The following is a 24115-nucleotide window of genomic DNA, read 5'->3' as shown; positions in this document are numbered from 1 at the left end:
CATCACCCCGGTCCCCTGCGAAGGAGGGGGCGGGTTCGAGGCGCCGTCGCGGGCGGGCTCGTCAGCGGGAGGCCGATCCGTCTTCGGTGTCTGGGGGCTACCTCCCGACGTGGGGAGGTGGATGTTTCCGATTCCCGGCATGGCGTTCTCCTCGTGTGTGTGTGTCCTTCAATGGGGAGAGCGGTCGAGGCGAGGAGCCGTCCCAGGAATTTCAAATCAGAACGCCTTGACTGAACGGGCATTCAGACACACCGTGGGCCGGTGAAACCCCGTCCCGTCGACAATCCGCCCAACCCCTGGGCGAGCACCGCGGTGGAGTACCTGGACGAGATCCCGCCCGCCCGGCTGGAGATCTACGAGGACCACAGCCGCTCGGTGGTGGCGAAGAACGACAGCCCCGACGTGTGCTTCTCCTGGAGCGTCAACCCGTACCGGGGCTGCCTCCACGCCTGCGCCTACTGCTACGCGCGGCCCACGCACCAGTACCTGGACTTCGGCGCGGGCACCGACTTCGAGACGCGCCTCGTCTTCAAACCCCAGGCCCCGGAGTTGCTCCGCGAAACCTTCGAACGCCCGTCCTGGAAGGGGGAGACCGTCGTCTTCAGCGGCGTCACCGACTGCTACCAGCCCCTGGAGGCCTCGCTGCGCCTCACCCGCCAGTGCCTGGAGGTCTGCGCCGAGTACCGCAACCCCGTGGGCATCATCACCAAGGGCGTGCTGATTGAGCGCGACCTGGACGTGCTCCAGCGGCTCGCGGGCGAGGCCCGGCTGTCCGTGAGCATCAGCCTGCCCTTCCACAACGAGGAGCTGGCGCGCGCCATGGAGCCGCTCGTCGCCACGCCGAAGCGGCGGCTGGGCACCATCCGCAAGCTGGCGGAGGCCGGCATCGACGTGGCCGTGTCCGTGGCCCCCATCATCCCCGGGCTCAACGACGAGGACATCGCGCGGGTGCTCGCCTCCGCGCGGGAGGCCGGCGCCACGCGCGCGCACTACACGCTGCTGCGGCTGCCCGGGCCCGTGCAGCAGGTGTTCGAGGAGCGCCTGCGCGCGAAGCTGCCCCTGCGCGCGGACCGGGTGCTGCACCGCATCCGCGAGACGCGCGGCGGGGAGCTCACCGACAGCCGCTTCAAGCACCGCATGCGCGGCGAGGGGCTGTACGCGCAGACCATCCACCAGCTCTTCGCGACCTCGGCGCGCAAGGTGGGCATGCGCGCCTCGTCCATCACGGAGGCCGCGCCGGACACCTTCCGGCGTCCGACGCGAGCATCCACCTCGCCGCAGCTCTCGCTCTTCTAGGCGGAAGCGCGGCGCGGGGCCCTGCCGGCTATTTCCGGATGGCTTGCAGGATGGACAGCAGGAGGACGGCGCCCACCGTGGCCACCAGCAGCGAGTACAGGTTGAAGCCCGTCACGCCCCGGCCACCGAAGAAGCTGAACACCCAGCCGCCCAGCATCGCGCCGACGATGCCGGCGATGATGTTGGCGAACATCCCCATCCGGGCATTGGTGCCCTTGATGATGCTGGCCAGCCAACCCGCGATACCACCCAACACCAGCCACGAGCAGATTCCCATGCCGTCCTCCCACGAATAAGGCCGGAGCCTTACCAGACCTCACAGCGATTCGCAGTGGGAGCGACCATCTTCGTCCCCTGCTGACAGGAAAACGCCTGCTGGAACTGAGGCAGGTTCGTCACCGGACCGTTGACGCGCAGGAACGCGGGCGCATGTGAGTCCGTCAGCGCCCGCTGCCTCGCCGCTTCATTACGAATCTTCGAGCACCACGATTGCGCGTGCGCGAGGAAGAACTGCTGGCCGGGGGTGAAGCGGTAGGCGTTCGCCTGGGCCGCCTGGTCCGGGTGCTTCGCCAGGTACGCCTCCATCGCCGCGTACGCCAGCTTGAGGCCACCCAGGTCCGCCACGTTCTCGCCCAGCGTGAGCCGGCCGTTCACCTTCACCTCGTCCACCGCCGTGTAGCCGTCGTACTGCTGGCGCACGCACGCCACGCGCTCGCGGAAGGCCTTGTCCGACGCCGGGGTCCACCACGTGCGCAGGTTGCCGACCGCGTCGAACTGGCGGCCCTCGTCGTCGAAGCCGTGGGTGATTTCATGGCCCACCACCATGCCCATGGCGCCGAAGTTCACCGGCGCCGCCGCGTCCCGCCCGAAGAAGGGCGGCTGGAGGATGCCCGCGGGGAAGACGATCTCGTTGGTGGCCGCGTTGTAGTAGGCGTTCACCGTGGGCGGCGACATCAGCCACTCGGCGGGGTCCACCGGCTTGCCCACCTTGCGCAGCTGCCGCGCCTGTTCGAACGCGTCCGCCGCCAGGTAGCTGTCCAGGAACGAGTCGCGCTTCAGCGCGAGGCCGTCATAGCGGCGCCACTGGTCCGGGTAGCCGATCTTGTTGGTGATCTTCCGCACCTTCACCAGGGCCTGCGCCTTGGTGTCCGCGTCCATCCACGACAGCGTGTCCAGGTTGCGCTCGAAGGACTGTTCAATCTGCTGGACCATGGCCAGCGTGGTGGCCTTGCCCTCCTCGCCGAAGGTGCTCGCGATGAAGGGCTTGGCGAGCGCGTGCGGCAGCGCCTCGTCCGTCACCTCCACGCACTTCTTCCAGCGCGCCAGGTCCACCTTCGCGCCGGTGAGGACGGCGGAGTCGAAGCGGAAGAACTCGTCGCGCACCGCCTTGGGCAGCGTCGTCTGCACCTCCCTCACGAAGTGGTAGGAGAGGTAGGGCCCCATGTCGGAGGGCCGCTGCTGGCGCACCAGCGCGGACACCTCCGCGAAGAACTTCGGCTGCGTCACGTTGAGCGCTTCGCCCGCGGGCAGGCCCACCTCCGCGAAGTACGTGTCCCACTGGAAGGCGGGCGCCAGCTGCTTGAGGCCCTGGCGCTCCAGCCGGTGGTAGACCTTCTCCGGCTCGCGCGTCTCCTCCTTGGGGAGCGCCGCGGTGGCCAGGCGCGTCTCGATGGCGAGGATGCCCGTGGCCTTGCGGCTGGCGACGAAGGGCGCGTCCCCCAACAGCTCGAAGACCTTCTGCACGTGCGCCTGGTAGGCGGCGCGGGCCTCGCGCATCTTCACGTCGGGCTTCAGGTAGTAGTCGCGGTCCGGCAGGCCCATGCCGCCCGTGCTCACCACCGGGATGACCTGCGTGGAGTCCTTCTGGTCCTGATCCGAGTACACCTTGAAGAGCGCGTCCACGTCGCGCGCGTGCAGCCACGCCACCGCCTTCGCCACGTCCTGCGGGCTCTTGAGCGCGGTGAGCTTCGTCAGGTACGTGCGCAGGACGGGCAGCGCCTCTTCCAGCTTCGCCTCGTCCATGCAGGCGCCGTAGTAGTCGCCCAGCAGCTTCTCCTCCGGCGTGCCCCCGCCCTGCCCTTCCGCGGCGCGGGTGAGGATGTCGCGCAGCACCTTCTGGTTGCGCTCGGCCACGGTCTCGAAGCCGCGGCTCCAGCGCGCGCGCTCGGCCGGGATCTCCGTGGTCTTCAGCCAGCCGCCACAGGCGTAGGCGTAGAAGTCCTCACAGGGGTTCGCGGAAGGGTCCATCACCGCGGCGTCCAGGCCGGGTGGCATCGGGCGCTCGCCCGGGGGCACGGCGGCGGCGGCGGGGGTGGACTGCGCGGCCGGCGCGGCGGTGGCGGCGGACTGCGCGGCCGGCGCGGCGGTGGCGGCCACGGCAGGGGCGGCGACCCGGGACGGCTCGGGGGTGGGCTCCGCCGTCTTGCAGGCGGCGCCAAGGACACAGGAGGCAGCGAACAGGGCCAGACGCTTCACAGCGTGCTCCAACGCGAACGAGGGGTGGGGTTCTCGGCGCGCATCAACGCCCGACCCGCCAGGGCATTCCAGCGTCAACTGCACGCGAAGCGCCATGACGCCCCGCGCTGTCCACCACTGAAGCAATGGGGCGAAGAAACGACGACGCCCCACGGACGCCCTCCGGGAAGGAGGGACATCGCGGGGCGCGAGCCGGACAACGAGTGAAGCGGGTGAAGCGGAGCGTCAGTCGTCCTTGCCGAGCATCCCGTCGCGGAGGCCGTCATCCACGGGGTCCTTGCCCAGCCAGACGGAGAAGAGGGCGTCGGCGAAGTCCTTGCCCTCCACGTCGATGGCCGGACCGCCCTTGGTCTGCACGTTGGTGCCCTTGCCGGGGACGTAGGTGAGGATCAGCTCCTCGCCTTCCTTGATCTCCGCGGGGATGGCGGCCTTGAAGGTGTCCAGGCGGGCCTGGAGCTTGGGCAGGTTGGGGCCGGCGTTCTTCTTGAAGCCGTTCTCGATGGCCTCGGTGATCTGATCCTTCTTGAGGTCGCGCTTCATGAACATGCGCACGCGCTTGATCTCATCCGCGTTGAGGATCTGCGCGGCGTCCTTGGACGGCGTCTCCACGTACAGGCCCGCGGTGTAGACCTTGAAGATGGCCTTCTTGCGCAGGCCGACGCCGTTGAGCTTGAGCTCCTTGCCGTTCACCGTGGCGGTGTCCGGATACTTCACCCCGGCGATGTCCTTGGCCATGACGGGCGCGGCGAGCGTCAGGGACAGCAGCACGGCGGTCAGCGTCTTCTTCATGGAATGCCTCCAGGTTGTTCTGCGCAATGTCGACGTGAGCCTACCCGTGCATCTTCACGAAGTGATCCATGAAGGACGTCAGCGTTTTGACGTCCTGCGGCGAAACCGCGTTGTACATCGACACGCGGATGCCGCCCGCGGTGCGGTGGCCCTTGAGGCCCACCATCTGCGCCTTCTTCGCCTCCGCGACAAAGGCCGCATCCAACTCCTCGGTGGGAAGGTGGAAGACGACGTTCATCACTGAACGGGACTCGCGCTCCACGGGGGCCCGGTAGAAGCCGGCGTTCCGGTCGATGGCGCCGTAGAGCAGGTCCGCCTTCTCGCGGTTGCGCTGCTCCAGCGCGGGCAGGCCGCCCAGCCCCTTCGCCCACGCGAGCACGTTGCGCACCAGGTAGATGGCCAGCGTGGGGGGCGTGTTGTAGAGCGAGTGGTTCTCCGAGTGGGTCGTGTAGCGGAAGTACTTCGGGATGTCCTTGCGGCCCTTCGCGAGGAAGTCCTTCGCCGCGATGATCAGCGTGACGCCCGAAGGCCCCAGGTTCTTCTGCGCGCCCGCGTAGATGAACGCGAAGCGGCTCACGTCGGTGGGTCGCCAGAGGAAGTCGGAGCTCATGTCCGCCACCAGCGGCACGCTCCCCACGTCCGGGAAGGTGTGCCACTGCGAGCCGAAGATGGTGTTGTTGCTCGTCAGGTGCACGTAGGCGGCGCGGGGGTCGAGCTGCAGCTCGGACTGCTTGGGGACGCGCTGGTAGTGCTTGTCCGCCTGCACGGTGGTCGCCGCGACGCGGGGCGTGCCGAAGAACTTCGCCTCGTCGAAGGCCTTCTCGCTCCAGACGCCCGTCATCAGGTAGTCGGCGGAGGTGCCCGGCGACAGGAAGTTCATGGGCACCTGGGCGAACTGCTGGGACGCGCCGCCGGTGAGGAACAGCACCTCGTGCGTGGACGGGATGCCGAGGAGCCCCGTGAGGAGCGCGATGGCCTCGTCGTGGATGCCCTCGTAGTCCTTGCCCCGGTGGCTGTGCTCCATGATGGACATGCCCGTGCCGTGGAAGTCGAGCAGCTCATCCCGGGCCTGCTCCAGGGCGGGCAGGGGCAGACCGGCGGGGCCGGCGTTGAAGTTGATGACGCGCATGGCGGGGACCTCACGGTGGGAACGACGTCCCCCCATTCTTCGCCCCGACCGGGCCCCCGAGGCCAGCGCGAAGCGTCATGCCCGCCTGCCTCCTGACGGAACCGGGCCCCTTCCCACGCCTACCCGGGCCGCAGCACCAGTCCGTCCGCCGCGAAGCGCACCACCTCCGCGTGGACGGCCGGGGCGGCCATGCCGGTGGCCTGGGCGACCGCGTCCTCGGACAGGCCCTCCACGGCCATCTTCAGCACCAGCAGCGCGGGCGGCGTGGCCTCCATGTAGTAGGTCACCAGCCGCTCCGGGTGGCGCCACAGCAGCGCCAGCTCGTCACCAGCCGCGGGCCTGGCGCCCCGGTCCTCCGAGCGCACGAACGCGCAGAGCCGATAGGGCTGCTCCAGCACCGCCAGCGTGGGGTTGGGCGTGAGCTGCTCCACGCGTGCGGGGATGACCTCCTCGGAGGCGAACACCGCGAAGTCCGTCCACTCGAAGCGCGCGAGCGCGGGCAGGAACGGGGGCAGCGCCTGCTCCCCGGCGGCGTCCGCGACGAAGGGCGCGAAGGCTTCGCCAATGCGGTTGAGCTCGTGGTGCCGCGCGGGCCGCGTGCGCGTGTAGCCCTCCACCAGCGCGTCCCACACCGGTGCCGTCACCGCGCCGCGCGTCAGCGGGAAGAGCTTCTCCAGCGTGGAGCGCACGTGGCCGCGCACGAACTGGCCGTAGATGGCCATGCGCTCCGGCGCGACGTCCCAGCCCGGGTGCGCCGCGGACAGCTTCGACAGGCCCTCCGCGCCGGGCGGCCCCGCGAGGTACGCGTCCATGCTGTCGAAGAAGTGCTTCAGCGAGGGCTTCATCGCGACACCTCCGCGAGCACGCCCCGCGCCTGATCCGCCTCGTCCAGGACGGCATCCAGCGACGGGATGGCCTGGTCCCATTCAATCAACGTGGACACGGGGCCGGTGCGCTCCAGCGTGTAGCGGTACAGCGCCCACACGTCCTCGCAGACGCGGTCGCCATGCGTGTCGATGAGCACGCGGTCGCCCACGTCATGGCCGGCCAGGTGCACCTGCACCACGCGCTCCAGCGGCAGCGCGTCCACGAAGGCGCGCGGGTCGTAGCCGTGGTTCTTCGCGTTGACCCAGACGTTGTTCACGTCCAGGAGCAGCCCGCAGTCCGCGCCCTCCACCACCTGGCGCAGGAAGTCCGCCTCCTGGAGCGTGCCGCCCGGCATGGCCGCGTAGTAGCTGGGGTTCTCCAGCAGGAAGGGCCGCTCCACGCGCGCCATCACCTCGCGCACGCGCGGCACCACGTGCTCCACCGCCGCCTCCGTGAAGGGCAGCGGCAACAGGTCATGCAGGTGCACGCCGCCCAGGCGCGAGTAGCACAGGTGGTCGGAGAAGAACGGCGCGTCCAGGCGCTTCACCAGCGCGGCGAGCCGCGTGACGTAGTCGTCGTCCAGCGCGTCCGGCCCGCCGATGTTGAGCCCCACGCCGTGCGGCAGGAGCGTCCAGCGCTCGCGGCACGCGTCCAGCGCGCGCTGCGGACGGCCTCCCAGCGACAGGAAGTTCTCCGGGATGATCTCCACCCAGTCCAGCGCGCGGGAGGTGCGCGGCAGGGCTTCGTAGAAGTCGCGGCGCAGTCCGATGCCCGCCCCCAGTGGCTTCAACCCGTGGCGGTGTGAATAGCGGGGCGACATGCGAAGGGACCTCCTGGCGGACCCCGCGCACGGGCGGGGCGGAAACAACACGGGCGGCAGGAAGGAGTCTTCCCACCGCCCGCGAGCAAGGGAGGGACCCGTCCTCCGGGCCCTCCGCTGGTGATGACTACTTCTTGCCGCTGCAGGAACCCGCGCCGCAGCTGCCCTCGGCGCCCTTCTCAGGGGTGGCCGCGGGCTGCTTGGCGCCGGCGCTGCAGTTGGCCTCGGCGCCCTTCGCCTCGGCGGGCTTCGCGCTGCAGTTGGCCTCGGCGGCCTTCTCGGACGAAGCGGCCTGCGTGCCCTCCGCGCCCTTCGTGGAGGCACAGCCGGTGGCCAGCGCGCCGAGGGAGAGGGTGCCGACAACCGCTGCAAGAGCCTTGACGTTCATGGTGTTGCTTCCTTTCGTACCGCGGGGGTGTGACTACGGGGGAAAAGCATCTACGGCTTGAACTGCGTGGAGCCCCAGGCGTCGACGGTGACATCCGCCTTCTCGCCCACCTTCAGCACCAGCGCCTCGGTGCGCTTGATGCCGTAGGACTCCAGGGGAATCTGGAACTTCGCGCGCACGCGCAGCAGCTCACCGGCGGCGCGGTTCTTCGTCTCCGCCGTCTCCTGCAGGTACGTGGCGGTGACCTCCACCGGCTCTTCGCGCGTCACGCCGTGCACGGTGAAGGAGCCCTTCGCCTTCACCGTCACCGGCTTCGCGTTGGCGAGCGGCGCGGGCAGGGCCACGTCCTTGAACTCGAAGATGATGTCCGGGTTCTTCGCCGCGTCCAGCCAGCGGTCGTTCTGCAGGTGGCCGTCGCGCGTGTCGTTGCCCGTCTTGATGGAGGACACCGGGACCTGGAAGCGGCCACTGGCCTTCTGCCCCTTCACCTCCACGCGGCCCTTCACCTGGTTGGACAGGCCGTTGATGACCTCCAGGGGCGCGTCCAGCACGAACATCACCGTGTCGCGGCCATTGGGGTCGTTGAAGACGAACGTCTTCGCGGCGGCGGGTGCGGCAGTGGGCTCGGCGGCGACCGCCGGGAGCGACAGGACGGCGGCGAGCATCAGGACGCTGCGGAACATGGCGGACCTCTTCTACGGAAGCCGCGGACCTCGCGGATGCATGCGATACGCGACAGCCGCCGGAACGGTTACAGCCCCGCCCCATTCCCAGCTGTTCACCCCGCGTCTTCCGAGGGCCGCCCACCGTCCACCGCTTCACGCAACGCGCTCTCCGGAGCCGCCTGGAGCTTGACGCCGCCCGGGTCAATCTGGACGCCCAGGCGGTTTAACAAACTATCCAAGTCGGAGAAAGCCGGAACTGAAAGCTGGTGGGCGAGCAGCGCGTCAAAGAGGGGTTGTCCCGCGACGGCGTCCACGGCGGCGCCGAAGCCCGCGAGCGAGGATGTGGGGCCGCGCGTGGCGAGCAGCTCCAGCACGTCGTCCAGGCGCCGCTGACCGTGCGTCACGCGCCGCAGCTCCACGTCCAGGTGCAGCGCGAAGAGGGCGCCGGTCCAGTAGACGCCCAGCCAGTTGCGCTCCTGCGCGACGACCTCCGCCATGGTGCGCGAGCCCGCGGCGGACCGGCCGCGCGCGAAGCCCTCCGTCAGCTCCTGCCACGCGCTCTGGGCGGTCTGGCGTCCGGAGCGGGCGCGGGCGACCTCCGTGTAGTAGGTGGCCAGCCCCTCGGTGAGCCACGCCACGCGGGGCATCAGCGTGGGGTGCGTCAGGTGCAGCATCTCGTGGAGGGCGACCCAGTCGCCGGTGAAGGACGCGGCGGTGGTGTCCTGGCCGACGAGGATGGAGATGCTGGGAGGGGAGCTCCACTGGACCATGCCGAAGAGGGCGGGTTCGGCCTCTCCCGGCACGGGCACGACGCGCACGGTGATGCGCGGGTGCGGGAACGTCTTGCGCACGGTGCCCACTTCACGCGCGGCCTGCGCGAGCCACGCGCACACGTCCGCGTCCTTGAGGTGCGTGAAGTGGCCCAGCAGCGCGACGTCCAGGACGGAGGCGCCGACGCGCGCTTCACATCTGCGGCCGCCAAAGCCGTGGAAGCCCGAGTCCACGAGGTCTTCACCGCGCAGGTGGTACACGCCCGCGTCGTCCGCGAGCCACGGCAGGAGCGGATCCGTGCCGGACACGGTGAACTCCACGCGCAGGTCGGGCGTCACCGAGCGCGGGCGCAGCAGGTAGGCCTTGCCGGCCACGTGCCACGCGTCCCCCTCCCCCATGCCGGAGAAGAACGAGCGATGGCCGCCCTTCGAGGAGGACGCCAGCGGGTAGCGGTAGCGCAGGAAGCGCGTTCCGGAGGACACGTGCACCGCGCCGTCCTGCAAGCGCAACGAGCGCGCGGAGCCGTCCTCGTGCCAGGCCCATACGGAGTCCACGCGCTCCGGCTCGCGGAAGAGGAAGTCGCGAGGGGACGACGGCAGCAGGACGATCTCCACGTCCAGTCCCGGCGCGGGTTCGCGCGAGTACGCGACGTTGTAGCGAAGCGCCGCCGGTTCCCTCCGGGGCAGCGAAGGACGCGCGGTGGCGCAGGCGCCCAGGGTGAGCGCGAGGAAGAGGAGCACCGCGCGAGGCACCATCGTCTTCAAGCCATCCACGCGGCACCGCCTCTCGCTGTCCCAGGTCCGGACGAGAGGACCCCACGGCGCACCCCATGCCGTCCAGCGCGGAGTGTCAACGCAGCGCGATGAGCGTCGGAAGGTGGGCGCGCCCAGGCCGGGCACCACCTTCTGTGAGCGGGCCTGATGCGTCCGCGACGACGGGAAGCGACGAGAGCGCAGCGACTGGAGCCAACGCTGCCCCGACGATGCCTTTCATTCAGCGGTCCTGCTTCTTCCCCGCAGGACGGGCGCAGCGAGTGCAGTCAGAGTGGCCTGCCCCGTTGGTGCCTTTCCGTCAGCGGGCCTGCTTCTTCCTCACGGAGCGGGCGCGACGCGAGGACGCAGCTCCCGGCTCCGACACCGGTGCGCCGGTGCGCTTCCCCTGGAGCCGCTCGCCCGTGTTCCGCGCGGGGCCCGACCGGCGCACAGGCGCCTCCCCTGCTTGCGTCACCGGCGCGCCCGCGAGCAGCAGCGCCCGCGCCGCGTCGAGGATCTCCGCCGACACGGCCTGCGAGCCCGTGGCCCGCGCGAGCGTCATCGCGCCGAAGCACAGCGCCACCGTCGCCAGCATCTGCTGCCGGGGCGTCGCGCCCTCGCGGGCCGGCAACTGTCCCTTCCCTGCATCCACCAGATCCTCCAGCCCCTCGCTGAACGAGGCCTGGACCTCCGGCGGCGCTCGCGTCAGGTCCGACAGGAGCGACGGCATCATGCAGCTCGTCTGCCCGGTGTCCCGGTTGTAGAGGCTCAGGTACCGGCGCGCGAAGTGGTCCAGGAACGCCGGTCCCCGCAGGTCCTCCAGCCCCGCCAGCCAGCGCACCTTGCGCTCGGCCATGAACGCGCGCAGGGACTCCGCGAGCAGGGACTCCTTCGACGCGAAGTGCGCGTAGAAGCCACCCACCGTCAGGCCCGCGGCGCGCATCACCCGCTCCACGCTCGCCCCGCTGAAGCCCTCCGCGCGGAACAGCTGCTCCGCGGCCGCCAGGATGCGCGCATGCGTGGCCTGTTTGTGCTCGGCGGTGTAGCGCATCGTCCGCCCCCCCTACTCCCTCCCGCCCGCCAGCTGCGGTCGGAAGATCATGCACGTCGTGGTGCCGTGGGCGTAGAGGTGCCCCTTCTCGTCCGTCAGCCGTCCTTGCGCCGTGGCCACCCGGCCCCCGATGTGGATGATCTCCCCCCTGCACTGGAGCGGCCCCGAGTCATGCGCGATGCCCCGCACGTAGTTCACGTGCAGCTCCAGCGTCGTGTAGCCCACGCCCACCGGCAGCATCGTGTGGATGGCGCACCCCATCGCCGAGTCCATCAGCGTGGCCGCGAGCCCGCCGTGCACCATGCCAATCGGGTTGTAGTGGTACTCGCCCGGCTGAACGCCGAACACCACCTTGCCCTCCTCCAGCTCCACGAGCGTGAAGCCCATCAGCTCCGCGATGGGAGGCCCCGGCAGCTCGCCCCGCTGGATGGCGCGCAGGTACTCCATCCCCGACAGCTTCTTCGCCGCTGAAGCGCCCTCCCGGGGATCCTTCCACGTCACCGTCCGCGTGCGCGGGTTCGCTGCCAGGTCGCTCATCGGGGCTCCTTCACGGTTTGTATGACCTTCATCATCCCACCCACCGCCCGGATTCCTGGAGCTGACAACATGCCAGGAGGCCGGGCTTGAACTCATGGAAGGATGACCGTAATACCATCCCGTTCGAACACCGGGGTCAAGGAGCATTCCATGGAGCAGCGACGCGTCGTGGTCACGGGAATGGGGCTCATCAGCCCGTGCGGCACCGGCGTGGAGAAGAGCTGGGACGCGTTGATCCACGGCCGGAGCGGCGTGGGGCCCATCACGCTGTTCGACGCCAGCAAGCTCGACTGCCGCTTCGCCGGGGAGGTGAAGGACTTCAACCCGGAGGACTTCATCGAACGGCGCGAGGTGCGGCGCATGGACCGCTTCGCGCAGTTCGCGGTGGCGGCGGCGGACATGGCCCTCGCCGATGCGGGGCTCGTCATCACCCCCGAGAACGCGGAGCGCGTGGCGACCATCATCGGCTCCGGCATCGGCGGCATCAGCAGCCTGGAGGAGACGTACAGGAAGGCGCTGGAGAAGGGGCCCGACCGCATCAGCCCCTTCTTCATCCTCCAGATGATCATCAACATGGCGCCCGGCTACGTCTCCATGCGCCACGGCATCAAGGGCCCGTCCTGGTCCACCAACTCCGCGTGCTCCACCAGCGCCCACGCCATTGGCGAAGCGCTGCGCGGCATCCAGCGCGGTGAGTTCGACGCGGCCGTGGCGGGCGGCGCGGAGGCCCCCATCTCCCTGCTGGGCGTGGGCGGGTTCGCCGCGATGAAGGCCCTGTCCACGCGCAACGACGCCCCCCAGGCCGCGAGCCGCCCGTTCGACCGGGACCGCGACGGCTTCGTGCTCGCGGAGGGCGCGGGCATCGTCATCCTGGAAGAGTACGAGTTCGCCCGGGCCCGCGGCGCCCGCATCCTCGCGGAGGTGGCGGGCTACGGCGCCAGCTCCGACGCGCACCACGTCACCGCCCCCGCCCCGGAGCACGAGGGCGCCCAGCGCGCCATGCGGGCCGCCCTCAAGGACGCGCGCCTGGAGCCCTCCGCCATCGGCTACCTCAACGCGCACGGCACCTCGACGGACATCGGAGACATGCTGGAGATGCAGGGCGTCGCCCGCGTGTTCGGTGACGCGGCCTCCCAGCTGGCCATCTCCTCCACCAAGTCCATGACGGGCCACATGAACGGCGCGGCCGGCGCCGCCGAGGCCGTCATCAGCATCCTGGCCCTCACCCGGGGCGTGCTCCCGCCCACCCTCAATCTGGAGAACCAGGACCCGCGCATCCCGCTCGACTGCATCCCCAACGTCGCCCGCGAGAAGCGCGTGGACGCCGTCATGAGCAACTCCTTCGGCTTCGGCGGCACCAATGTCGCGCTCGTCTTCCGCCGACCCCCGGAGGCCCCCCAGGGCCACTCCGTTCATCCTTTGTAAAAATCCATGCGCCGGTTTACTGACTTTTCCCCAGTTCTGACGCGCCGCATTGGTAAAGGTTTGACAACCTGCGCCACCGGCGAGCCGTCCGCACACCGGGCGCACCTGAAAGCGTCATGATTACATGGGATTACGTCGGTCCCGGCCCAGGAGGGAGGCAGTCAACCCTCCGCGCGTCGCCTGAGGGACAGCGCTCCGTCAGCACCGAAACGTTTATTGCAAATCGGTAAATCGATTTGCAGAGTGGATCCAGAGACCCGGTGTCGGACACGTCGTCTGACGCGGCCCACCGGTGGCTGGAGCCATGAACAACGACAACGCTCTGAACGCGAACGTGGGGCTGAAGCTTCGAGGCCTGCGGTTGCAGCGCAACATCAAGCAGGCGGACGCCGCCAAGGACCTGGGCGTTTCGCCCGCGTACCTGAACCTCATCGAGAAGGGCAAGCGGGTGATGCCCTTCCCGCTCCTGTGGAAGGCGCTGCGCTACCTGGAGCAGGACCCCGAACAGTTCATGTCCACGCTGGGCGAGGGCCGCGTGGACGAGGCCCTGGCGAAGCTCCTGGACGAACCGCTGCTCAAGAGCCTGGACATCGACTCCGAGTCGCTCCAGTCGCTGTCCGCGGAGCCGAAGCTGGCCGGCACCGTCGCGGCCCTCTTCAACCTCTACAAGAACACGCGCACGCAGCTGGAGAACGTGCTCGCGCAGCTCAATGTGGAGGAGCGCACGCGCACCCAGGGGTCGCCCTCCGGCAACGGACTGGGCACCACGCCGGGCGTGCGGTTCGACTACTCGCCCTTCGACGAGGTGAGCGACTTCCTGGAGAAGCACCGCAACTACTTCCCGGAGCTGGAGGAGCAGGCGGAGGGGCTGCGCCGCGACTTCCGCCTGGAGCAGCAGATCACCAGCAGCCAGCTCACCCGCATGCTGGAGGAGAGATTCGACTACAAGGTCCAGATTGAACGCGCCAACAGCGGCTCGTCCGTGGTGCGCCGGCTGGACCTGGACACGCGCACGCTCACGCTGTCGCCAGACCTCACCGAACAGCCCCTGAAGTTCCAGATCGCCGCCTCCATCGGCCTGATGGTGATGGACCGCGAGAAGCTGGTGGAGCGCATCCTGGGCGCAGGGCGCATGCGGCACGGGGAGACGGAGCGGCTGATCAAGGTCAACCTGGCGAACTACTTCGCCGGCGCGCTGATGCTGCCCTACGGCGAGTTCTTCAAGGAGGTGCAGCGCACGCGCTACGACGTGGAGCTGCTCTCCAACGTCTTCGGCACCACCTACGAGACGGTGGCCCACCGCATCTGCAACCTGTCCGACCCCAAGCGCCAGGGCATCCCGTTCCACTTCCTGCGCGCGGACATCGCCGGCAACATCTCCAAGCGCTACAGCGGCACCGGCATCCGCTTCGCGTCGGGCGGCGGCTCCTGCGCGAAGTGGGCGGTGCACCTGGCGTTCCTCAACCCGTCCCAGATTACCCGGCAGTACTCCATCATGCCGGACGGCACGACGTACTTCTGCTTCGCGAAGGTGCAGCTGCAGCCGATTGAAGGCTCCATCGTGAAGGGCACCGCGTACTCCATCGGCCTGGGCACGCACGCGGAGAACGCGAAGTACCTGGCGTACGGCCTGCCCACCAACGACCTGCGCAAGGACGCCATCCCCAGCGGCATCTCCTGCCGCTTCTGCGAGCGCACGGACTGCAACCAGCGCGCGGCGGCCAGCTACCGCTTCGCCTTCGCCTTCGACGAGTACACGAAGAAGGACTGCTTCTTCTCCCCGCTGCTCGTCCACGAGAAGGAGAAGGGCGAGCGCAACGGAAACCACGAGCCAGACGCCACCAACGCTGACGGCAGTGAGAAGCACGATTCGCTGGACAGGGGCGCCCGGCGCCGCAAGGGTAGCGAGAGCTGACCATGCACCCGCCCGATAACGAACGCGCCCACATCGCCGACGCCATCCAGAAACAGCAGAACGCGCTCGCCTCCCTGCGCATCACCGGCGCCCCCACCGAGGTGGGCCAGGGGCTGGTGACGCTCGCGGAGCTGCACGGGATGCTGGAAGACCACGCCGCCAGCCGCGAGCACTACGAAGAGGCGCTGCGCTTCTTCAAGACGGCGGGCAACAAGCCCGGCCAGGCGCAGGCCCTCTTCGGCCTGGGCGTGGTGAAGGCCCACTTCGAGGACCACCGGGGCGCCATCGAGCACATGGCCCTGGCCGCCAGCCTCTTCAACGAGGCGAGAGACCGCGACGGCGAGGCGCTCACCCGCGCCTGCATCGGCGAGTCCCTGCGCGCGATGGGCGAGGTGGACGGCGCCGAGGAGAAGTACCAGGAGGCGCTCATCCTCTTCCGCCAGACGCGCAACACGGAGCGCATGGCGCGGCTGCTGCTGGACATCGGCGACCTGCGCATGGCCAAGGGCGAGTACGAGCCCGCGCGCAAGCGGTTCCTGGAGGCCGTGCCGCTCCTGGAGCAGGGCGAGGACCCGGAGGCGCTCGCGCTGGGCCACCTGCTGCTGGGCGAGTCCGAGGGCCTCCTGGGCCACCACGACAACGCGCGCCCGCACCTGCTGCGCGCGGTGGACGTGTACGAGGGCCTGCACGACCACGTCTACGAGGCCCGCGCCCGCTGGGACCTGGGGCTGTCCTGCTACTACCTCCAGGACTTCCCCGCGGCCCGTCAGCAGTTCGAGGCCGTGCTGCCGCTGTACGAGGACCAGGGCCTCCACGAGGACGTGGCCAAGGTGAAGAACATCCTCGCGCACTTCACCGCGCGCGGCGTGTAGCCACCCGCGCGCGGTCCGCGCGGCTCAGGCCTGGAAGCCCGCGCCCACCGCGAGCGCCAGCAGGGCCAGCACCCCCGCGGCGATGGCGGTGTAGCGCCACTCGCCGCGCAGGCCCAGCAGCGTGCCCGCCATCGCCAGCCGCGCCACCGGCGTCACCAGCAGCATGGACGCCGCGCCCTTGCGCAACAGGTCGATGGCCACGTGCACGGACTCGTCGCGAGGCAGCAACTCCAGCGCGAGCGACGCGACGAACATCCCTCCGCTCATCACCGCGCCGGTGCGCAGCATGCGCGCGATCCACCGCTCCCCCTTGCCGACACGCGCTGCCCACCGCCGCGCGCGGGGCTGGGCATCCGGCTGGGTGAGGGGCTCGTCACTGAACGTTTCTGGGAATGTTTCCGGGAACGTTTCTGGGAACGCTTCTGGTGCGGGCAGGGCCACCGCCTGCGCCTGGGCGTTGCGCACGGGAGGTCCTGCCTCCGTCACCGTCACCGTCGGGTGCACACCGTGCATCGAGGGACCGACTTCATTCACTTCCATAGACTCGGCCACAACCCCTCCCCACCCTTCCAAAGCATCTGGCCGGCCACCAGAAGCAGTACCGCCGCGAAGAGCTTCTTCAAGACCGCGGTTGGAACCTTCGGCATCAAGCGGCTGCCCACCGACGCACCGGCCAGCACGCCCACCACCAGAGGCGCCACGAGTCCCAGGTTCAGGTGGCCGCGCCACGCGTACGCCGCCACGCTCGCGGCGCCGGTGACGCCCACCATCAGGTTGCTGGTGGCGCTGGCCACCTTGAAGGGCACGCGCATGCCGTAGCTCATCAGCGGCACCTTCAGCGGGCCGCCGCCCACGCCCAGGAGCGCCGACAGGCCCCCCGCGACGAACGAGCCGGAGATGCCCAGCGGATAGTTGACGGGCACGTAGTCCGTCGTCGTCACCGGCTCCTGCAGCGGCGCGCGCAGCAGCAGCATCTGCAGCGACACGAAGAGCGTGAAGAGGCCGAACACCACCGCCACCATCGCCTCCGCGACGAAGGCCGCGACGAGCCCGCCGACAATGGCGCCCATCACCGTGGCGAGCTCCAGCGTGAGCCCCAGCCGCAGGTCACTCAGCTTGTTCTCCACGTAGCTGGCGGCGGCGGCGCAGGAGTTGGCCACGACGCACATCAGGCTCGCGGGGACGGCCTGCTCCAGCGGGATGTCGAACCCCAGCACCAGCAGGGGCACCAGCACGATGCCGCCACCAATGCCCAGCAGCGCGCCCAGCCCGCCCGCCATCACGCCCGCCGCCATGAGAAGGAAGACCGTCATTCCCTATCGAGGATAGGGAACGCTCCCCAGTTCGGATAGCGCGACACCCGCGTGGGTGCGTGGCTCGATTGGCCGGATGCCCTCCACGCGAACATCGCCTCCAACGCGCGGCGTGGATCCGCGTTCACTAGGCGGCAGTGGCACCCAGCGTTCCCTCGGGAAACTCCTCGAAGAAGCGCGCGCGCGTGCGGGGCGTGTAGGTGCCGCGCGCCATGTACCCGTGCAGCCTCTTGATCAACCCGCGCGTCACGTCCAACGCGGCGTCCACCTCCGCCGCGAAGTCGAAGACGTCGTTGCGGTACAGCTCCTGGAAGGACAGCTGCGTGTACGCCGGCAGCGCCCGCACCCGGCCCAGGGGACTGGAGAGGAAGAGGCCGGAGACATAGAGGCCGCGCACCCAGCCATCCAGGTCCGCCTTGGTGGGCGCCTGGCCCATGCGCTCCTGCGACGCCAGCCGCACCAGCTCGTAGATGCCCCGGCCGATGCCGCGCAGCGGGATGCCCGCGCTCTTCACCACCTGGAACTTCTCCCGCAGGCGCGACGTGCCCACGCCGTCCGTGCCGTCCTGTTCGCGCAGGAAGAACAGCGTCTGCGCCCACTCCATCTGCCGGCGCGCGTCCCAGGCCCGCTCACCCTTGCGGCGGTGGCGCAGCACCAGCGCGTCCACCAGCGGGTGGAGGCGTCGGTCCAGGCTCAGGTGGGTGAAGTAGCCCGCGAGGATGGCCAGCCCCGCCTCGGTGCCCACGAGGGCGCCGGTGGCGACGAGCTCCGCCATCTTGAGCCCCAGGCCCACCGGGGCGCGCTCGTGGTACAGCCGCGCGAAGGGGGGCCAGCCGGCTTCCGGCAGCAGCAGGGACAGGCCCCCCCGCACGCCCGCGCACAGCGGGAGGTCCGGCAGCGCCGCCCCGAAGCGCGCGTACGGCAGGTCTTCCGACAGCGCTCGCACCCAGTCCGCGGGGAGCCCGTCGGGATGGGCCGCCAACCGTTCGATGGCCGTCAGATGGAGCAACAGGGTGGGCATGAAGGACCCAGAGCTATCCAGCGCGCCGGGGCAATGCAATGGCGGAGTGGCAACCAGCGCTTTGCGAGCAACACGGGGCGCGTCTACAGTCGCGCCCTTCGGATCACCTCTTCTTCCCATCCAGTCCAGGAGTCCAAGTCGCCATGCAATTCAGTCTCGTCTCCGGTGACGCCGCGCCGGTGAGCGGTGAGCTGCTCGTCATCCCCCTCTTCGAGGGCGAGCTGGGTGATGCCGCCCCCGCGCCGCTGGCCACCGCCGACTCCAGCCTGGACGGCAAGCTGCGCGCCACCGCCGCCCAGGAAGGCTTCAAGGGGAAGGTGGATCAATCCTTCCTGCTGCACACCCTGGGGCGCCTGGGCTCCGACCGCGTCCTGCTCCTGGGCCTGGGCCACCGCGCGCGCTTCCAGCCGGAGGTGCTGCGGCTCGCCGCGGGCCGCGCGGCCAAGACGGCGCAGCGGCTGAAGGCCACCAGCATCGGCTTCCGCGTGCCCGCCACGGACAACGCGGAGGGCGCCGTGCGCGCGGTGGTGGAGGGCCTGGAGCTGGGCGTCTACCGCTTCGACAAGTACAAGTCCTCCGCGCGCGAGGAGAAGGGCGCGCCCAAGCTCACCCGCGCCACCCTCGCCCTGCCCCCGGGCACGGAGAAGTCGCGCGCGCTGGAGGACGCGCTCGCGCTGGGCCTGAAGCTGGCGGAGGCCGTCAACTGGGCCCGCGACCTGGTCAACGAGCCCCCCAACGTCGTGACGCCGTCCCGGCTGGCGCAGGCCGCGCAGCAGGCCGCGAAGGAAGGCGGCCTCCATGCGGAGATTGGCGGGCGCAAGGAGATTGAGCGCCTGAACATGGGCATGTTCCTGGGCGTCACCGCCGGCAGCGTGCAGGAGCCCCGGCTCATCCACCTGGTCTACACGCCGAAGAACGCGAAGGACGCGAAGCGCCCCCCGCTGGCGCTCGTGGGCAAGGCCATCACCTTCGACTCCGGCGGCCTGTCGCTCAAGCCCACCGAGGGCATGGTGGAGATGAAGACGGACATGGCGGGCTCGGCCGCGGTGCTGGCCGCCATGAAGGTCATTGGCAGCGTGGTGAAGCCGCCCTTCCCCGTGCACGCCTTCATCGGCGCGTGCGAGAACATGCCGTCCGGCACCGCGTACAAGCCGGGTGACATCCTCACCGCGCGCTCCGGCAAGACGGTGGAGATCACCAACACGGACGCCGAAGGCCGCCTCGTCCTGGGCGACATGATCACCTGGGCCGGCGAGCACGGGCCGTCCGCCATCATCGACCTGGCCACCCTCACGGGCGCGTGCATGGTGGCGCTGGGCAACTACATCGTGGGCGCGTTCGGCGACGACGACGCCACGGTGAACAGCGTGCTGGAGGCCGCGAAGGCCGCGGGCGAGGAGATGTGGCGCCTGCCCGTCACGGACCTGCAGAAGGACGCGCTGCGCTCCGAGGTCGCCGACATGAAGAACTCCGGCGAGCGCTGGGGCGGCGCCATCAACGCGGCCCTCTTCCTCAAGGAGTTCGTCGGCGACGTGCCGTGGGTGCACCTGGACATCGCCGGTCCGTCCAACAGCCCCAAGGAGCGCGGCTACCTGAACAAGGGCGCCACCGGCGTCGGCGCGCGCACGCTGGTGGAGCTGGTGCGCCGGCGGGCCGCGGACGTCGCGTCCCTGCCGGAGCCGAAGGCAGCAGCGCCCGCGAAGCGCGCGAAGGCGAAGACGGCCCGCTCCAGCTAGCGCGGGTCGCCGGGCTCGGGTTCGGGCGCGCGAGGTGTCGCGCGCACGGCCACGCTCGGCTCCGGGAGCGGACGGACACCCGCCAGCAGGGTGTCCACGCTCTGCATCACGTCCTCGGACACCTCCGTGGGCCAGGTGGCCAGCATCATCAGCACGCGGCCCCCGTTGCCCTCGCGCACGGCCACCTTGCCGCGCACGCCCTCCCCCACCTGGAAGTCGAACCCCACCGCGCTGTCCGACAGCGCGATGGGCTGCACGTCCGTGGTGGTGAAGCCCGGCTGCTGGCGCAGGCCCTGCGTCAGCCGCTCGGCGAACTGGGTGGGCGTGGCCACGCCGGGCGCCACCTGCAGCACCACCTGGGCCCCCGACACGCGGTGGCGCAGGATGACCGGGATGGCGAGCCCCTCCGGGGTGCGCTCATTCGTCTCATCCAGCTGCCACTCCGCCGTGGGGCGGATGATTTCAAAGCCCAGGTCCTCGTCCACGTAGCGCCGCGTGGTGGACGCGAGGCCCGCCTCCGTGGAGCCCGAGCCCCCCGTGCCGGCCTCCGCCTTCGTCATCGCGGGCCGGGACGCGCCACACGCCGTGCTCAACACCAGCACTCCCCAACCCAACATCCGAATCGCGCCCATGTCGCCCGTCCCCCACCTGCCGCAAGCCGTGGGGAGAAACGTGGGCACCCGCGCCGGGACTGGCCAGGGGGACGCCGGGGTGGGTGTCCAACGCAGGAAAGTCCGCCGGACGACGCTCGACGCTAGGAGATGCCACCCTGCAGGGTGCGGTAGGTGTTGGCCAGTCGCTCCGCCACGTCCGTGGGCAGGACGTTGCGCGCGGAGAACAGGGCGTAGGACACGAAGGCGTCCAGCGCCTCCAGCGCCATCGCGCGGCCCACCGCCTCCCCTCCGCTGGTGGACACGTTGGCACGCAGCCGCGCCACGTCCACGCGCCCGTCGGGCCCCAGCGTGACGCCCTGGTACGCGTCCTCCAGCCCCGGGGGCGGCACGTCCACGAAGCCTCGCAGCAGATCCACGTCGCGGCCCGCCTCGCGCAGCGCGCGGTGCACCAGCGACAGCAGCAGGTTGTAGCGCTCCTCGGCGGACAGGAGCTCCCAGGCCATGCCCTCCACCGCGGGGCCCGGGGCCGGCGCGGGGGCCGCGGCCCGCACGGCCAGGTGGCCGCCGCGCACCGCCTCCTCCACGCCGCTGTAGAAGGCGTACTGGCTGCCCGCGTACCGCGCCCGCAGCGCGCCCAGCGACGTGCCCTCGCCCAGCGTCGCGAACAGGGCCTCCTCGCCCGGCAGCGCGCCCTGGGGGCCCGGCTGCACGTGCATGTCGTCCGGGAAGCGGCGGCGCAGCCGGCCCGTCTCCTCCGCGCGCTTGATGCCGGTGAGCACCAGGTCCCGCGTGCGCTCCGGTAGCTTCACCGCGTCCACCGCCGGGGCCTTCGCCTCCAGGAAGAGGAAGCTGCCGTCCTGCATCTCGAAGAGGTTGAGCACCACCTCGCGCACGACGAACGTCATCGCGCTGTAGAGGCTGGCCTCGGAGACGAGCCCCTGCGACGTGAGCACCTGTCCAATCCGGCGCGCGGGCGTCACCTGCGCGAGCGCCCCGGCCAGCTGGTCCTCCGTCAGCAGCCCCAGCCGCACCATCACGGAGCCCAGGCGCTCCCAGCGCTCACTGGAGGTGGCGAACACCACCTGCCCGTCACGGAACGACACCGCGCGGCGCACGGTGTCGTGCTGCACGACGAGCTGGCCGGTGCGGATGCCCGAGAGGATCTGGGCGAACACCTCCTCGACCGAGAGCGCCCCCAGGCTTCCGGCGAAGAAGCCGGACGCGCCGAGGGACTCCGGGAGGAGCACCAGTCCCTCGGGCGCATGGAAGTGCGCCACGAGGGGCCGGGAGGGAGAGACGACGGTGGCGAGCGGCCGCTCCAGGTCGAGCGAAGCCGCCTCACCGCTCACGCGGGGCGTGGCCCTGGGCTTGGACGCCACCGCGGTCCTCCTTACAGCGGCGCGAGGACTACTTCGCGCCCTTCAGCTCCGCGTCGATGATGCTCTTGAACTCGTCGAAGGGCTGCGCGCCCGACAGCATGATGCCGTTGATGAAGAACGCCGGCGTGCCGGTGACGCCCACCTTGGAGCCGTCCGCCTGGTCCGCCTTCACGGCCGCGGCCTTCTCACCGGAGTCGAGGCAGGCGTCGAACTTCTTGGTGTCCAGCTTGAGCTCGGCGGCGGACTTCTTCAAGTCCTCCACGCCCAGCGCCTTCTGGTTGGAGAACATCTTGTCGTGCATCTCCCAGAACTTGCCCTGATCATTGGCGCACAGCGAGGCCTCGGCGGACTTCTGGGCCTGCTTGTGGAACTCCAGGGGGAACTGGCGGAACACCAGGCGCACCTTGTCGCCGTAGGTCTTCGTCACCTGATCCACCGTGCCGATGGCGCGGCTGCAGAACGGGCACTCGAAGTCGCTGAACTCCACGATGGTGACCGGCGCGCTCTCCGGGCCCTTGGACGGGCCGGTGGCGGCGACCTGCTTGCGCTCCGCGGGCGCGCGGGGGGGCTCGGGCAGCTGGTACTGCACGTTGGCGCCCTGGCGCAGCGACTCGAAGAACTTCTGCGCGGCCTCCTGCTTCTGCTGGCCGGACAGGAAGTCCACGATCTGCGGCTTCATCTGCTCGTAGGTCGCGCCGGGGGGCAGCTGGCCCTTGGCGCCCTCGAAGACCTCCTTGATCTTCTCTTCCGGAGGCGCGGGGATCTTGTCGTCGATCTCCGCCTTGAGCAGCTGGTCCTCGGTGATCTTGCGCTTGGTGGCCTCCTCCTTCACCAGGCGCTCCGTGACGAGACCTTCCAGGCCGCGCTTGCGCAGCTGGTACTTCTGCTTGTCCAGGTTCGCGAGCGGCTCCTTGATGCGCTCGTTGAGCTCCGCGAACGTGACCTTCTGGCCGCTGCCGAAGGTGGCGACCACCGTGTCCGGCGCCGGCTCCGCGGCGTTGCCAGCCTGGGCCTGGGCAGCGGGCTCCTGGGTGGTGACCGGGGCCTTCTCCTTGTTGCAGCCGACGGTGAGGGATGCCGCGAGGAGGGCGGCCAAAGCGAGGCGAGTAGGACGCATGGACATAAGTCGCCGACTTAATAGAGGAGCCCGGGGCTGGCAAGGAATTGCCGAGTCCACGCGGGCCCTCCGCCACTCAGGCGACCAGGGGCTCCAGCTCCAATGCGCCCGCGAGGCTTCCACGTCCCGGCTCGCGCCCCTCCACGTCACGGCGCCGCGCGGTGACGATGTCGTAGCAGGACGGGTCCGCGAGCACCTTGCGCACCAGCTTGTGGTTGAGCGCGTGGCCCGTCTTGAACGCCGTCATGTGCCCGATGACGGGCCGGCCGAACAGCGACACGTCGCCGATGGCGTCCAGGATCTTGTGGCGCACGAACTCGTCCGGGAAGCGCAGGCCGTCCGGGTTGAGGATGGCCGCCTCGTCCACGACGACGGCGTTCTCCAGCGAGCCGCCGCGCGCCAGGCCCAGCGTCTTGAGCTTCTCCACGTCGCGCAGGAAGCCGAACGTGCGGGCGCGGGAGATCTCGCGGGAGAAGCCGCGGTCGTTCACGTCCACGTCGAAGGACTGGCCCTGGATGACGGGGTGCTCGAAGTCGATGGTGCAGCTGATGCGGAAGCGGCGCGCGGGGGTGAGCGAGGCCTGCTTGTCCCCGTCCGTCACCGCCACGCTCTTCTTGATGACCAGGTACTCGCGCGGCGCGTCCAGCTCGCGCGCGCCGGCTTCCATGATGGCGTGGGTGAAGGGGGCGGCGCTGCCGTCCATGATGGGCACTTCCGGCCCGTCCAGCTCCACGCGCACGTTGTCGATGTTCATGCCGGCCAGGGCCGACATCAGGTGCTCCACCGTGCCCACGCGCACGCCGTCGCGGCCCAGCGTGGTGGCCAGCGACGTGTCCACCACGTACTCCGCCAGCGCGGGGATGCTCACCGGGCGCGCCAGGTCCGTGCGCACGAACACGATGCCATGCCCCGCCGGCGCGGGCTTCAGGGTCAACGTCACGGGCGCCCCGGAGTGGAGGCCCACGCCCCGGCAGATGGCCGGCTGGGAGAGGGTGCGCTGGGAGTCGGTGAACTGGAGCATGTCGGTGTCGCCTCTAAGGACTGCTTCGTACTGACGCACGCAGGGTACGGGCCCGTCCGACCGTTCAACGGGGTCTGACGCACTGCACACAGGAGCAATCAACATGCCACCGGACCGTGACTCACGTTTTCCGGAGCGGGTAGGCCCGGGCCGGGCCAACCC

The 24115-nt window shown here is 70.1% G+C and carries 23 protein-coding genes; 5 read left to right on the top strand and 18 right to left on the bottom strand.

Annotated elements, in window-relative coordinates; all coding sequences use genetic code 11:
- Positions 1-261 precede the first annotated feature (261 nt).
- Positions 262-1296, top strand: a complete 1035-nt coding sequence (locus tag D7V97_RS16690) for a PA0069 family radical SAM protein (RefSeq protein WP_120611638.1) — start codon at positions 262-264, stop codon at positions 1294-1296.
- 28 nt (positions 1297-1324) lie between these two features.
- On the opposite strand, the gene D7V97_RS16685 is transcribed toward D7V97_RS16690, so the two are convergent.
- From D7V97_RS16685 to D7V97_RS16635, 11 genes are all read right to left on the bottom strand, one after another.
- Positions 1325-1573: a GlsB/YeaQ/YmgE family stress response membrane protein gene (locus tag D7V97_RS16685; RefSeq protein ID WP_120611637.1), complete on the bottom strand. Its 249-nt coding sequence runs from the start codon at positions 1571-1573 to the stop codon at positions 1325-1327.
- 29 nt (positions 1574-1602) lie between these two features.
- Entirely contained in the window at positions 1603-3771 is a 2169-nt protein-coding gene (locus D7V97_RS16680; protein ID WP_233582889.1) for a M13 family metallopeptidase, read from the bottom strand.
- Between the two features lie 225 nt (positions 3772-3996).
- On the bottom strand, positions 3997-4560 hold the full coding sequence (locus tag D7V97_RS16675) for a chalcone isomerase family protein (protein WP_120611635.1): 564 nt from the start codon (positions 4558-4560) through the stop codon (positions 3997-3999).
- A 40-nt stretch (positions 4561-4600) separates the two neighbouring features.
- Positions 4601-5689 (bottom strand): 3-phosphoserine/phosphohydroxythreonine transaminase, encoded by a 1089-nt coding sequence (serC, locus tag D7V97_RS16670; RefSeq protein WP_120611634.1) that lies wholly within the window; start codon positions 5687-5689, stop codon positions 4601-4603.
- Positions 5690-5808: 119 nt separating this feature from the next.
- Positions 5809-6534 (bottom strand): DUF2063 domain-containing protein, encoded by a 726-nt coding sequence (locus D7V97_RS16665; RefSeq protein ID WP_120611633.1) that lies wholly within the window; start codon positions 6532-6534, stop codon positions 5809-5811.
- Complete coding sequence (locus D7V97_RS16660; protein ID WP_120611632.1) at positions 6531-7376, bottom strand: DUF692 domain-containing protein; 846 nt, start codon at positions 7374-7376, stop codon at positions 6531-6533. Before D7V97_RS16660 ends, D7V97_RS16665 begins: the two co-directional genes overlap by 4 nt.
- 127 nt (positions 7377-7503) lie before the next feature.
- On the bottom strand, positions 7504-7764 hold the full coding sequence (locus D7V97_RS16655; protein WP_120611631.1) for a hypothetical protein: 261 nt from the start codon (positions 7762-7764) through the stop codon (positions 7504-7506).
- A 50-nt stretch (positions 7765-7814) separates the two neighbouring features.
- Positions 7815-8447 carry a YceI family protein gene (locus D7V97_RS16650; protein ID WP_120611630.1) on the bottom strand — a complete coding sequence of 211 codons (633 nt, stop codon included), beginning with the start codon at positions 8445-8447 and terminating at the stop codon, positions 7815-7817.
- A 95-nt stretch (positions 8448-8542) separates the two neighbouring features.
- Entirely contained in the window at positions 8543-9973 is a 1431-nt protein-coding gene (locus D7V97_RS16645) for a hypothetical protein (protein ID WP_233582888.1), read from the bottom strand.
- A 298-nt stretch (positions 9974-10271) separates the two neighbouring features.
- On the bottom strand, positions 10272-11003 hold the full coding sequence (locus tag D7V97_RS16640) for a TetR/AcrR family transcriptional regulator (protein ID WP_120611628.1): 732 nt from the start codon (positions 11001-11003) through the stop codon (positions 10272-10274).
- Positions 11004-11015: 12 nt separating this feature from the next.
- Positions 11016-11540: a PaaI family thioesterase gene (locus D7V97_RS16635; RefSeq protein WP_120611627.1), complete on the bottom strand. Its 525-nt coding sequence runs from the start codon at positions 11538-11540 to the stop codon at positions 11016-11018.
- Between the two features lie 150 nt (positions 11541-11690).
- On the opposite strand from D7V97_RS16635, the gene fabF reads away from it, so the two are divergent.
- The 3 genes from fabF (at position 11691) to D7V97_RS16620 (ending at position 15752) form a co-directional block, all read left to right on the top strand.
- Positions 11691-12965 (top strand): beta-ketoacyl-ACP synthase II, encoded by a 1275-nt coding sequence (gene fabF / locus D7V97_RS16630; RefSeq protein WP_120611626.1) that lies wholly within the window; start codon positions 11691-11693, stop codon positions 12963-12965.
- Positions 12966-13269: 304 nt separating this feature from the next.
- Positions 13270-14880, top strand: a complete 1611-nt coding sequence (locus D7V97_RS16625; RefSeq protein ID WP_120611625.1) for a short-chain fatty acyl-CoA regulator family protein — start codon at positions 13270-13272, stop codon at positions 14878-14880.
- Between the two features lie 2 nt (positions 14881-14882).
- A complete protein-coding gene (locus D7V97_RS16620) occupies positions 14883-15752 on the top strand; it encodes a tetratricopeptide repeat protein (RefSeq protein ID WP_120611624.1) in 870 nt (289 codons plus the stop codon).
- A gap of 24 nt (positions 15753-15776) precedes the next feature.
- Here the strand turns inward: D7V97_RS16620 and D7V97_RS16615 are convergent, their stop codons facing one another.
- From D7V97_RS16615 to D7V97_RS16605, 3 genes are all read right to left on the bottom strand, one after another.
- On the bottom strand, positions 15777-16265 hold the full coding sequence (locus D7V97_RS16615; protein WP_233582887.1) for a hypothetical protein: 489 nt from the start codon (positions 16263-16265) through the stop codon (positions 15777-15779).
- A 17-nt stretch (positions 16266-16282) separates the two neighbouring features.
- Positions 16283-17065 (bottom strand): sulfite exporter TauE/SafE family protein, encoded by a 783-nt coding sequence (locus D7V97_RS16610; RefSeq protein WP_120611623.1) that lies wholly within the window; start codon positions 17063-17065, stop codon positions 16283-16285.
- 127 nt (positions 17066-17192) lie between these two features.
- Positions 17193-18086 (bottom strand): hypothetical protein, encoded by an 894-nt coding sequence (locus tag D7V97_RS16605; protein WP_120611622.1) that lies wholly within the window; start codon positions 18084-18086, stop codon positions 17193-17195.
- A gap of 143 nt (positions 18087-18229) precedes the next feature.
- On the opposite strand from D7V97_RS16605, the gene D7V97_RS16600 reads away from it, so the two are divergent.
- Positions 18230-19822, top strand: a complete 1593-nt coding sequence (locus D7V97_RS16600; protein WP_120611621.1) for a leucyl aminopeptidase — start codon at positions 18230-18232, stop codon at positions 19820-19822.
- Here the strand turns inward: D7V97_RS16600 and D7V97_RS16595 are convergent.
- From D7V97_RS16595 to lpxC, 4 genes are all read right to left on the bottom strand, one after another.
- Entirely contained in the window at positions 19819-20454 is a 636-nt protein-coding gene (locus tag D7V97_RS16595) for a hypothetical protein (RefSeq protein ID WP_120611620.1), read from the bottom strand. The genes D7V97_RS16600 and D7V97_RS16595 overlap by 4 nt on opposite strands.
- 122 nt (positions 20455-20576) lie before the next feature.
- Positions 20577-21815, bottom strand: a complete 1239-nt coding sequence (locus tag D7V97_RS16590) for a DUF4388 domain-containing protein (RefSeq protein ID WP_120611619.1) — start codon at positions 21813-21815, stop codon at positions 20577-20579.
- A 28-nt stretch (positions 21816-21843) separates the two neighbouring features.
- On the bottom strand, positions 21844-22938 hold the full coding sequence (locus D7V97_RS16585; RefSeq protein WP_120611618.1) for a thioredoxin domain-containing protein: 1095 nt from the start codon (positions 22936-22938) through the stop codon (positions 21844-21846).
- Between the two features lie 70 nt (positions 22939-23008).
- Positions 23009-23953 carry a UDP-3-O-acyl-N-acetylglucosamine deacetylase gene (gene lpxC, locus D7V97_RS16580; protein WP_120611617.1) on the bottom strand — a complete coding sequence of 315 codons (945 nt, stop codon included), beginning with the start codon at positions 23951-23953 and terminating at the stop codon, positions 23009-23011.
- Positions 23954-24115 lie beyond the last annotated feature (162 nt).

It is taken from the genome of Corallococcus sp. CA053C (genome assembly GCF_003611675.1).
Classification (GTDB): domain Bacteria; phylum Myxococcota; class Myxococcia; order Myxococcales; family Myxococcaceae; genus Corallococcus.
Note: the sequence above shows the minus strand (reverse complement) of the source record. Positions and strands in the feature narration are given on the sequence as shown.

What these genes read in the sequence shown, in the direction of transcription:
- D7V97_RS16685 (WP_120611637.1), bottom strand. Translation starts at nt 1,573, where the DNA reads ATGGGAATCTGCTCGTGGCTGGTGTTGGGTGGTATCGCGGGTTGGCTG.
- D7V97_RS16675 (WP_120611635.1), bottom strand. Translation starts at nt 4,560, where the DNA reads ATGAAGAAGACGCTGACCGCCGTGCTGCTGTCCCTGACGCTCGCCGCG.
- serC (WP_120611634.1), bottom strand. Translation starts at nt 5,689, where the DNA reads ATGCGCGTCATCAACTTCAACGCCGGCCCCGCCGGTCTGCCCCTGCCC.
- D7V97_RS16665 (WP_120611633.1), bottom strand. Translation starts at nt 6,534, where the DNA reads ATGAAGCCCTCGCTGAAGCACTTCTTCGACAGCATGGACGCGTACCTC.
- D7V97_RS16660 (WP_120611632.1), bottom strand. Translation starts at nt 7,376, where the DNA reads ATGTCGCCCCGCTATTCACACCGCCACGGGTTGAAGCCACTGGGGGCG.
- D7V97_RS16655 (WP_120611631.1), bottom strand. Translation starts at nt 7,764, where the DNA reads ATGAACGTCAAGGCTCTTGCAGCGGTTGTCGGCACCCTCTCCCTCGGC.
- D7V97_RS16650 (WP_120611630.1), bottom strand. Translation starts at nt 8,447, where the DNA reads ATGTTCCGCAGCGTCCTGATGCTCGCCGCCGTCCTGTCGCTCCCGGCG.
- D7V97_RS16640 (WP_120611628.1), bottom strand. Translation starts at nt 11,003, where the DNA reads ATGCGCTACACCGCCGAGCACAAACAGGCCACGCATGCGCGCATCCTG.
- D7V97_RS16635 (WP_120611627.1), bottom strand. Translation starts at nt 11,540, where the DNA reads ATGAGCGACCTGGCAGCGAACCCGCGCACGCGGACGGTGACGTGGAAG.
- fabF (WP_120611626.1), top strand. Translation starts at nt 11,691, where the DNA reads ATGGAGCAGCGACGCGTCGTGGTCACGGGAATGGGGCTCATCAGCCCG.
- D7V97_RS16625 (WP_120611625.1), top strand. Translation starts at nt 13,270, where the DNA reads ATGAACAACGACAACGCTCTGAACGCGAACGTGGGGCTGAAGCTTCGA.
- D7V97_RS16620 (WP_120611624.1), top strand. Translation starts at nt 14,883, where the DNA reads ATGCACCCGCCCGATAACGAACGCGCCCACATCGCCGACGCCATCCAG.
- D7V97_RS16615 (WP_233582887.1), bottom strand. Translation starts at nt 16,265, where the DNA reads ATGCACGGTGTGCACCCGACGGTGACGGTGACGGAGGCAGGACCTCCC.
- D7V97_RS16610 (WP_120611623.1), bottom strand. Translation starts at nt 17,065, where the DNA reads ATGACGGTCTTCCTTCTCATGGCGGCGGGCGTGATGGCGGGCGGGCTG.
- D7V97_RS16605 (WP_120611622.1), bottom strand. Translation starts at nt 18,086, where the DNA reads ATGCCCACCCTGTTGCTCCATCTGACGGCCATCGAACGGTTGGCGGCC.
- D7V97_RS16600 (WP_120611621.1), top strand. Translation starts at nt 18,230, where the DNA reads ATGCAATTCAGTCTCGTCTCCGGTGACGCCGCGCCGGTGAGCGGTGAG.
- D7V97_RS16595 (WP_120611620.1), bottom strand. Translation starts at nt 20,454, where the DNA reads ATGGGCGCGATTCGGATGTTGGGTTGGGGAGTGCTGGTGTTGAGCACG.
- D7V97_RS16585 (WP_120611618.1), bottom strand. Translation starts at nt 22,938, where the DNA reads ATGTCCATGCGTCCTACTCGCCTCGCTTTGGCCGCCCTCCTCGCGGCA.
- lpxC (WP_120611617.1), bottom strand. Translation starts at nt 23,953, where the DNA reads ATGCTCCAGTTCACCGACTCCCAGCGCACCCTCTCCCAGCCGGCCATC.